Here is an 8943-nt window from a genome sequence, read left to right on the forward strand (position 1 = left end):
CCGTCCCGTTGGCGCCGCCGCTGGGCGGACCGCCCGCTCCTCCCGCGCCGCAGCCGCCGGTGTCCGGGGGCGTGGACTGGCCACCCGCGCCACCGCTCCCGCCCTACGCCTCGGCTCCGCAGCCCGGGCAGTACCCCTACCCCGCGGTGCCCCCGAGTCCCGGGTCTCGGTCGGGACGAACCGTCGGCATCGTCGTCGCGTCCGTCGCGGCGTTCGTGCTGATCATCGTCGTCGGAATCGGGCTCGTGGTGAGCCTGCTCTTGAACTCGAGTCCCGAGCCGATCACCGCTCCGCTTCCTTCCGTGACAGCCGCTCCCGGCGCGCCCTCCGACGACGAGCCGCCGTCCGACGACGGCGACGACGCCGGTGCATCCGCCATCGCCGATGTCCTGCAGGCCAAGATCGACGAGTACAAACGGCTCCGCGATTCCGGCGAACTGTGGCAGAGCATCCCCGACACGGAGTTCAACCGCACGGCCGTGAGCGCGTTCCTCTACTTCCTCACCGACATGAAGGTCGCGACGATCTGGGGAGTGGATGCCGCCACCGCCGACGAGTACGAGCAGCGCATGGCGATGCTCGAAGAGCGTCTGCTCGCTCAACAGCCGCTCGGCGACGACATTCAGATCACTCTCGAGGACAAGGTCTTCACCTATGACGGCGAGACGGGCGAGGGCGGATACACCGCCAAGTAGCGGCGCGTTACGCTCGAAGCATGAGCGACTGGACCAGCACCGCGATCGCCCTGCTGGAAGCCGATGCCAACCGCAGCGCCGACACCCACCTGCACCTCTTCCCCCTGCCGCCCGAATGGGGCATCGACCTGTACCTCAAAGACGAGTCGGTGCACCCCACCGGGTCGCTCAAGCATCGTCTCGCTCGCTCGCTGATCCTGTACGGGCTCGTGAACGGTCGCATCACGGAGCATTCGACGCTCGTCGAATCGTCGAGCGGCTCGACGGCGGTCTCCGAGGCGTACTTCGCGCGGATGCTGGGACTGCCGTTCGTGACGGTCGTGCCGCGGTCGACGAGCCAGGAGAAGATCGACCTGATCGAGTTCTACGGCGGTCGCTGTCATTTCGTCGACCGCGCGGAGGACATGTCCCCCGAAGCCGAACGCCTGGCGCGCGACTGCCACGGGCACTATCTCGACCAGTTCACGTTCGCCGAGCGGGCCACTGACTGGCGCGGCAACAACAACATCGCCGAGAGTGTGTTCAGCCAGCTGTCGCAGGAGCGGCATCCGATTCCGCGCTGGATCGTCGTCGGCGCGGGCACCGGCGGCACGAGCGCGACCTTCGGCCGTTACGTGAAGTACCGCCGCCATGAGACGCAGATCGCCGTGGTCGACCCCGAGGGTTCGGCGTTCTACGACGGATGGGCGGGCACGGTCGACCCTCCCGCCGGACGACCGAGCCGCATCGAGGGCATCGGCCGACCGCGCGTGGAGGCGTCGTTCGTGCCCACCGTGATCGATGAGATGATCCGCGTGCCCGATGCGGGCTCGGTCGCCGCGATCCGGATGCTGCGCGAGCGCACACTGCACTGGGCCGGAGGATCGACCGGCACCAACCTCTACGGGGCCTTCCAGCTGATCGCCCGCATGCGCGCCGCCGGCGAATCGGGCAGCATCGTCACCCTCATCTGCGACAGCGGGATCCGCTACGCCGGCACGTACTTCAATGACGACTGGGTCGCCGAGCAGGGCTGGGACCTCGCTCCGCACCGCGCCCGTCTCGACCGGTTCCTGGAGACCGGCGACTGGGCCGAGTGACGTCGTCTCACGCGCTGACGTAGCCGCTCGAAGAGCTGTCGCTGCTCAGAAGGTACAGCGGCGCGCTCCCCGCCTTCGCGCTGCGGATCCACACCCGCGCCGACCTCGCCTGCTCGGTGTCCGCAGGTCCGTACTCGAGGACCAGTGCGTCGGGGATGAGACCCTCCGCGCCGTCGAGCTCTACGTAGCTCGGGCGACCGAGTCCGCTCGATTCGATCCGACCGACGACGTGCGTGGGCCGCGTGATGCGGGGCGGCGCCGTGAGCAGGTCTGTCCGGGTGAGGTGCTGCACCGTGCGCTCGCGAGCGGTACGCCGCGTCGGCAGCACCGTGGAGTGTGATGCGGATGGACTATCTTTGGCGTGTTCGTGACTCATTCGAGCCTCCTCAGTCAGGGGTGGTGGGGTGCTTCACGGACAGTGGTGCCGGGGCTGCAACCCCGGCACCACGCTGTTTCTCCATCGTACCTTGTTTTTAGTCATTCAAAAAAACACGAGCGAGCGGATGGATGCCGACCGGCACCGATCGAGCGACGACTACGCTGGCCGCATGACTACTCTCATCCTCACTGTCGCGGGTGCCGATCGTCCGGGCCTCGTCGCTGCCGTCGCCGATGTCGTCGATGCTCACGGCGGGAACTGGGAGAACAGCTCGCTGGCCGAGCTCGCCGGAACCTTCGCCGGCGTGATCGAGGTCTCGGTCGCGCCCGAGCACTCGGAGGGGCTTCAGGCCGCGCTGCGAGAGCTCCAGGGGCAGGGGCTGCTCACGCTCGCCGTGCTCACCGGCGCACCCGCGCAGCCGGACGACGACGAGCAGATGCTCGAGATCCGGGTGCTCGGCAATGACCGCCCCGGCATCGTCAGGGAGGTGTCCGGGGTGCTGAGCGCACACGACCTCAGCATCGAAGAGCTGGCCACCGAGACCCGCGACGCGGCGATGGCCGGCGGCCGCCTGTTCGAGGCCTCCGTGATCGCCCGAGTGCCCGCGACGGTCGATCTCGACACGCTGCGTCGCGATCTCGAACGCATCGCCACCGAGGTGCAGGTCGACATCACGGTCGCCTGACGGCTCGGGCCTCGCGTTGACCATGCACTTCGTGAATGCCCTCGACCGGCTGAACGCCGCTCACCCCTGGTCCCACAACGACGCCTTCGCCCACTTCGTGCTCAGGCACGCGCGGGAGGTGCGCGGCCGGGGCGGAGACACCGCCGTCGATGTGGGCTGCGGCACCGGCACCCTGCTGAAGGCCCTGTCCGCGGTCTTTCCGACAGTGATCGGCATCGAGCCGGATGCGGATGCCGCGGCTGCCGCACGACGGCACATCTCACCTGGGCTGAGGATCGAGAACAGGGTCTTCGGATCCGAACCCTCCGAGGCGTACGACCTGATCGCCTTCGTCGCGTCCCTGCATCACATGCCCCTGCAGGTGGCGCTTCACCATGCGCGAGCGTCGCTGCGACCAGGCGGACGGATCGTGATCGTCGGCGTCGCCCGCGAGACTCCCCGGGATCTGCTGCGCTCCGCTGCCTCGACCGTGCTGAATCCGCTCGTCGGGCTCATCCGCCATCCGACTCGAGCGGCCGGGCCGCCCCCGCACATGCGCGCGCCGACCGCCCGCGCACACCAGTCGTTCGAAGAGATCAGGGCGATCGCAACCGCCGTGCTGCCCGGCATCCGCATGCGTCATCGACTGTTCTGGCGCTACACCGCAGTGTGGGAAGCGCCGAGGTCAGACCAGGCGTCCTCGGCCCGATGAGACTCAGTCGACGCCGACCACCGGCTCCGCCGCCGGCGACTCCCCGCCCGAATAGCGCCGCACCCAGTACTCGGTCTGAGCCACGTGAGCGGATGCGGCAGCCGATGCCGCGACCGGGTCGGCCGCGGCGAGGCCCCTCAGGATCGCGCGATGCCCGGCGTCCGAGTGCAGTTTGAGTTCGGCGGCGTCGTCGGCATCCGGAATCCGGTAGGCCCGCGACCGCGACCGCAGCACGTCGATCAGGCTCGTGAGGGCGTCGTTGCCGGCGATCCGCGAGATCGTCATGTGAAAGGCATGGTCGAGCTGCGAGTGCACCTCGAGGTCGTCACTGGCCTCGATCTCGTCGAGGATCTGCGCGAGCGAGTCGACCGTGGCGGCGTCGATGCGCGCTGCGGCGAGCGCGGCTGCGTGCGGTTCCAGCACGCGTCGCAGCTCCGTCAGCTCGAGCACTCCGGCCATGGGCAGCAGTCCCACGGTCAGCGACAAGCTGCCGATCAGGTCGGCGGCGCGCAGCTCGCCCACGTAGCTGCCGGAGCCGTGGCGGGTCTCGAGGACGCCGAGTGCGGCGAGCATCCGGATGGCCTCGCGCAACGACCCGCGTGAGACGCCGAGCCTCTCGCAGAGCTCTCCTTCGCTGGGCAGCCGGTCGCCCGGCCGCAGCGCGCCGTCCGCGATCAGCGAGCGCAGTCCGTGCAGAGCCGTGTCCAGAGCGCTCATCGTGATACTCCCCATCGCCTGATCTCTCTGCGAGTTTGACGGAAATAGCTATCGCGTCAAATTCGTATGACAACTATGTTTCTTGTTCGCCTTTTCGTAGCCATTTTCGCAGTGCTGTGGCAAAGTTGTGCAACAACTTCCCGACGCACCGACGAGGACCGATGCCCGCACCACTCTCCCCCGCACCGCTCACGCTGAACTCCGGCATCCGAGCCCGCGATGCGTGGCCCCTCGATCCCGATGTCATCCACCTGAATCACGGGTCGTTCGGGGCTGTGCCCACTGCCGTCGTCGAGTTCCAGGATGCACTGCGCCGCCGCGCCGACCTCAGCCCCGTCGAGTGGTTCCCCCGCATCGCCGAACGCGTGCACGATGCCCGCGAGCGCACGGCCCCCTTCGTGGGCGCCCGCGCCGCTGACACCGCCTTCGTGCCGAATGCCTCCGCGGCGGCCACGGTGGTCTACAACTCGCTGCAGCTCGCCCACGGGGACGAGATCCTCGTCACCGACCAGGGATACGGCGCGATCACCATGGGCGCACAGCGTCTGGCCCGCCGCTTCGGAGCATCCGTCCGGGTCGTCGAACTGCCGCTGCTCGCCTCCGACGACGAGGTCGTGCAGCGCTTCGCCGACGCACTCACCCCGGCGACCCGACTGATCGTGGTCGACCAGATCACCTCGCCCACCGCGCGCCTGCTGCCGACACGCCGCATCGCCGAGCTCGCCGCCGAGCGAGGCATCCGCACACTCGTCGACGGCGCGCACGCGCCCGGTCTCGTCGCAGATGCCGCTGCGGTCGCCGGCGGTGACTGGTGGTTCGGCAATCTCCACAAGTGGCCCTGCGCCCCGCGCGGGTCGGCACTGCTGGTCACGACCGCTGCCGACCGCGACGACCTGTGGCCGCTGATCGACTCGTGGGCGGCGAACGAGCCGTACCCCGAGCGCTTCGACACCCAGGGCACGATCGACGCGACGACCTATCTCGCGACCCCGGCGTCGATCGACTTCATCGAGCGCGAGTTCGGCTGGCACGACGCCCGCATCGCGATGGCGCAGATGGCCGACGCCGGTGCCGAGATCATCGCCGAGGGCTTTCGCCCGTACGCCGATGTCGATCCGCTCACCCCGCTCCCCTCGCCCGTGCCGTCGATGCGGCTCGTGCGCCTGCCGCTCGGGCTCGGCTCGACGCGCGAAGAGGCCGACGCGCTGCGCATGGACATGCTCGACACCACCGGCGTCGAGACCGCATTCACGAGTTTCCGCGGCGTCGGCTACTTCCGGCTGTCTGCGCACCTCTACACCGAGGCCTCCGACTTCGAGGCCTTCGTCGACCGCTGCATCCCACAGATCCTGAGCCGCGCCGGCATCCGCACCGCCGATTCGCTCATCGTGCCCTGAACCGATCCGTCATCGACCCGACCGACCCGACCCGCCATCCACCCGACCCACCACAACCACCAACTGAGAGGCACCTCGTGAAGAACCACAGAATCTTGACGACCGCCGCGAGCATCGGCACCGTCGCCGCGATCGCGCTCACCGGCTGTTCCGCGAGCGGCGGCGATTCCGCCGACGGCTCCGTCACCCTGCAGATGGTCGAGAGCCTGACCAACCCTGCGCGCACCGAGCTGCTGCGCGGCCTGCTCGACGACTTCGAGAAGGAGAACCCCGACATCGCGGTGCAGCTGGTCTCGCCTCCCACCGAGCAGGCCGATGCGAAGATCCAGCAGATGCTGCAGTCGGGCAAGGGTGTCGACGTGCTCGAGGTGCGAGACATCACCGTCGGTCCGTTCGCGAACAACGGCTGGCTGTACGACATCTCAAGCGACCTCGAGGACTGGGACGGCTGGGACGCCCTGACCGACAACGCGCAGTCCGCCTCGGTGTCCGCCGACGGCAAGAGCTACTTCGTGCCCTATGGGTTCTACGGCCTGTCGCTCTTCTACCGCACCGATCTCGTCGAGGAGGCGGGCTTCGACGGCCCGCCGCACAGCTGGAAGGACCTGCTCGAGCAGGCGAGCGCGATCCAGGATCCGTCCAACAACATCTACGGTTACGCGTTCCGTGGTGGCGCGAACGCGAACAGCAACGTGGTCGCGGCGATCGAGGCCTACACGATCGACGGTCTCGACACCGACGACGCGTTCCTCATGGAGGACGGCTCGACGATCTTCGCCGCGCCAGAGGCGCAGGAGGCCGTCGACGACTACTTCGATCTGTTCGAGAAGGCCTCGCCGCCGTCGGCCGTCTCGTGGGGCTACCCCGAGATGGTCGCCGGCTTCACGAACGGCACGACCGCGTTCCTGCTGCAGGACCCCGAGGTCATCGCGACCGTGCAGGACTCGTCGCTGAGCGAGGACCAGTGGGACACCGCCCCGCTGCTGGTCGGCCCCTCGGGCAAGGCTGCTCAGCCGCTGGCCGTCGCCGGCTGGGGCGTCGCCGAGAACAGCGAGCACAAGGAGGCCGCCGTCAAGCTCGTCGAGTTCCTCTCGTCGGCCGAGCCCGCCACCGAGTTCGCACAGGCGAACAGCCTGGTGCCGATCATCTCGGAGGCCGCGGATGACGAGTTCTACTCGACCGGTCCGTGGACCAGCTACGTCACGATGACCGAAGACCCCGAGACGTACGTCAACGTGCAGCAGCCGCGTGGCGTCAGCTGGTGGACCGAGTGGATCCAGAAGTCCGACCAGGACGTGCAGAACGTGCTCCTGGGCAACATGTCGACCAGCGAGCTGCTCGAGTCATGGGACACCTTCTGGACCGAGAAGTACGCCGCGGAAAAGGGCTGATCCGTGACCCGGACCACTCTCGAAGGGGGCTCCGTCGGCACCGCCGGCGGGGCCTCCCCGGCATCCCGCCGGCGCCGCCCGTTCCGTGGCCGCCACGCGCTGACGCTGCTGGCCTTCATGGCCCCGGCGATCGTGTTCGTGTGCTGGTTCACCTACTGGCCCATGCTGCAGGGCGCACGCATGGCCTTCCACGACTGGAACCTGTGGGACCTCACATCGACGCCCTGGGTGGGGTTCGACAACTTCCTGACGGTCTTCCGGGATCCTGCCTTCCCTGTCGTCGCGGCGAACTCGGTGCTCTGGGTCGTCGGCTCGCTCGTGCCGCAGCTCGTGATCGGTTTCCTCATCGCCCTCGCGCTGCGCAAGCGGTTCCGCTTCCGCGGGGTCTACCAAGCGCTCGTGTTCTTCCCCTGGGCGGTGTCGGGCTTCCTGATCGGCATGCTGTTCCGGTGGATGTTCAACGCCGAGTTCGGCGTCGTGAACGACCTGCTCATGAAGGCCGGTCTGATCGACGCCCCGCTTCCCTGGCTGGCCGATCCGAAGCTCGCGATGTTCGCGGTCATCGTGGCCAACATCTGGTACGGCGTGACGTTCTTCGCGATCATGATCCTCGCGGCGCTGCAGTCGGTGCCCGATGAGATGCTCGAGGCCGCGAGCCTCGACGGCGCCGGCAAGGTGCGGCAGCTGTTCTCGATCATCATCCCGTACATCTCGATGACGCTGCTGCTGACGATCCTGCTGCGCATCATCTGGATCTTCAACTTCCCCGACATCATCTACGCGATGACCAACGGCGGACCGGCGAACCAGACGCACATCATCACGACGTGGATGATCAACTACACGCAGCAGGGCAACTACGGCATCGCGAGCGCGATCGGACTCATCGTCGTCGCGTTCCTGTTCGTGTTCTGCGCGTTCTACCTGATGGCGATGCGGAGGGTGCAGCGATGACCATCACCACCCCTACGGGGACCACGATCACCGAGACCCGCCGCATCACGGTCCCGGACCCCCACAAGGCCTCGCCCACGACAAGACGACGCGTGTCGGTCGGTGGGGTCGTCCGCGTGGTCGGGCTGCTGCTCTGGCTCGTCATCACGCTGTTCCCGCTGTACTGGATCGCCCTGACGTCATTCAAGTCGCCGGGCACGATCAACTCGTTCCCGATCGAGTACTGGCCCAGCGAACCGTCGCTCGACAACTACGCCAGCCTGTTCCAACAGAGCTCGTTCGGGGTCTTCCTGGCGAACTCGGCGATCGTGGCGACCATCGCGGGTGCGGTGGCCACGCTGATCGCGTTGCTCAGCGCCTACGTGATCGCACGGTTCGAGTTCCGGGGCAAGGGAACGGTGCTGGTCGCGTTCCTGCTGACGCAGATGATCCCGGCGTTCATCGCGCTCGGCCCGCTGTACTCGATGATGACCGACCTCGGACTGGTCGACACCAAGCCCGGCCTGATCCTCGTGTACATCGCGGTCTGCATCCCGTTCTCCACCGTGATGCTTCGCGGCTTCTTCGAGAACGTCCCCGACGCGCTGGAAGAAGCGGCGATGATCGACGGATGCTCCCGCTTCGGCGCGCTGTTCCGGGTGCTCGTCCCGGTGATGACCCCCGGCATCATCGCGGCGTTCATCTTCAACTTCGTCAACTGCTGGAACGAGCTGTTCCTGTCGGTCGTGCTGATGAACACGGACGAGAACCGCACGGTGCCGTCGGCGCTGAACGGCTTCATCTCGACGTTCAACATCGACTGGGGCTCCATGAGCGCCGCCGCGGTCTTGACGATCCTGCCCACGATGGTGATGTTCGCTCTCGCGAGTCGCTGGATCGTGCAGGGCCTGACGGCCGGAGCAGTCAAGGAATAGCCCTTCGAATCGCGCACTTTGCAGATTCCGGAGTCCGGAAT

General features: G+C 67.6%; 9 protein-coding genes and 1 pseudogene. 8 read left to right on the forward strand and 2 right to left on the reverse strand.

Annotation, left to right across the window (positions count from 1 at the left end; all coding sequences use genetic code 11):
- A pseudogene (locus tag RWO82_RS14180) lies at positions 1-695 on the forward strand (hypothetical protein); the annotation flags it as partial.
- 20 nt (positions 696-715) lie between these two features.
- The gene (locus tag RWO82_RS14185) at positions 716-1774 is read left to right on the forward strand and encodes a PLP-dependent cysteine synthase family protein (RefSeq protein ID WP_314428171.1); all 1059 of its coding nucleotides are present in this window, start codon (positions 716-718) and stop codon (positions 1772-1774) included.
- Positions 1775-1781: 7 nt separating this feature from the next.
- Here RWO82_RS14185 and RWO82_RS14190 read toward each other — a convergent pair whose 3' ends face one another.
- Positions 1782-2150, reverse strand: coding sequence for a hypothetical protein (locus RWO82_RS14190; protein WP_314428172.1), 369 nt, complete (start codon positions 2148-2150; stop codon positions 1782-1784).
- 172 nt (positions 2151-2322) lie between these two features.
- Between RWO82_RS14190 and RWO82_RS14195 the strand changes: the two genes are divergently transcribed.
- Positions 2323-2838 (forward strand): ACT domain-containing protein, encoded by a 516-nt coding sequence (locus RWO82_RS14195; RefSeq protein WP_314428174.1) that lies wholly within the window; start codon positions 2323-2325, stop codon positions 2836-2838.
- Positions 2839-2869: 31 nt separating this feature from the next.
- Positions 2870-3529, forward strand: coding sequence for a methyltransferase domain-containing protein (locus RWO82_RS14200; RefSeq protein WP_314428176.1), 660 nt, complete (start codon positions 2870-2872; stop codon positions 3527-3529).
- Between the two features lie 3 nt (positions 3530-3532).
- On the opposite strand, the gene RWO82_RS14205 is transcribed toward RWO82_RS14200, so the two are convergent.
- Positions 3533-4246: an FCD domain-containing protein gene (locus RWO82_RS14205; RefSeq protein ID WP_314428177.1), complete on the reverse strand. Its 714-nt coding sequence runs from the start codon at positions 4244-4246 to the stop codon at positions 3533-3535.
- A gap of 161 nt (positions 4247-4407) precedes the next feature.
- Here RWO82_RS14205 and RWO82_RS14210 point away from each other — a divergent pair, with 161 nt between their 5' ends.
- The 4 genes from RWO82_RS14210 (at position 4408) to RWO82_RS14225 (ending at position 8902) form a co-directional block, all read left to right on the forward strand.
- Positions 4408-5643: an aminotransferase class V-fold PLP-dependent enzyme gene (locus RWO82_RS14210; protein WP_314428178.1), complete on the forward strand. Its 1236-nt coding sequence runs from the start codon at positions 4408-4410 to the stop codon at positions 5641-5643.
- Positions 5644-5720: 77 nt separating this feature from the next.
- Positions 5721-7034, forward strand: a complete 1314-nt coding sequence (locus tag RWO82_RS14215) for a sugar ABC transporter substrate-binding protein (protein WP_314428179.1) — start codon at positions 5721-5723, stop codon at positions 7032-7034.
- Positions 7035-7037: 3 nt separating this feature from the next.
- Positions 7038-7988, forward strand: coding sequence for a sugar ABC transporter permease (locus RWO82_RS14220; protein ID WP_314428182.1), 951 nt, complete (start codon positions 7038-7040; stop codon positions 7986-7988).
- A complete protein-coding gene (locus RWO82_RS14225) occupies positions 7985-8902 on the forward strand; it encodes a carbohydrate ABC transporter permease (RefSeq protein WP_314428184.1) in 918 nt (305 codons plus the stop codon). The genes RWO82_RS14220 and RWO82_RS14225 overlap by 4 nt, the downstream gene beginning before the upstream one ends.
- Positions 8903-8943 lie beyond the last annotated feature (41 nt).

The organism is uncultured Microbacterium sp. (assembly GCF_963521645.1).
GTDB lineage: Bacteria > Actinomycetota > Actinomycetes > Actinomycetales > Microbacteriaceae > Microbacterium.

Excerpts from the sequence above, each read along its gene's own strand:
- RWO82_RS14185 (WP_314428171.1), top strand. The coding sequence starts at position 716 with ATGAGCGACTGGACCAGCACCGCGATCGCCCTGCTGGAAGCCGATGCC.
- RWO82_RS14210 (WP_314428178.1), top strand. The coding sequence starts at position 4,408 with ATGCCCGCACCACTCTCCCCCGCACCGCTCACGCTGAACTCCGGCATC.
- RWO82_RS14205 (WP_314428177.1), bottom strand. The coding sequence starts at position 4,246 with ATGAGCGCTCTGGACACGGCTCTGCACGGACTGCGCTCGCTGATCGCG.
- RWO82_RS14225 (WP_314428184.1), top strand. The coding sequence starts at position 7,985 with ATGACCATCACCACCCCTACGGGGACCACGATCACCGAGACCCGCCGC.
- RWO82_RS14195 (WP_314428174.1), top strand. The coding sequence starts at position 2,323 with ATGACTACTCTCATCCTCACTGTCGCGGGTGCCGATCGTCCGGGCCTC.
- RWO82_RS14190 (WP_314428172.1), bottom strand. The coding sequence starts at position 2,150 with ATGAGTCACGAACACGCCAAAGATAGTCCATCCGCATCACACTCCACG.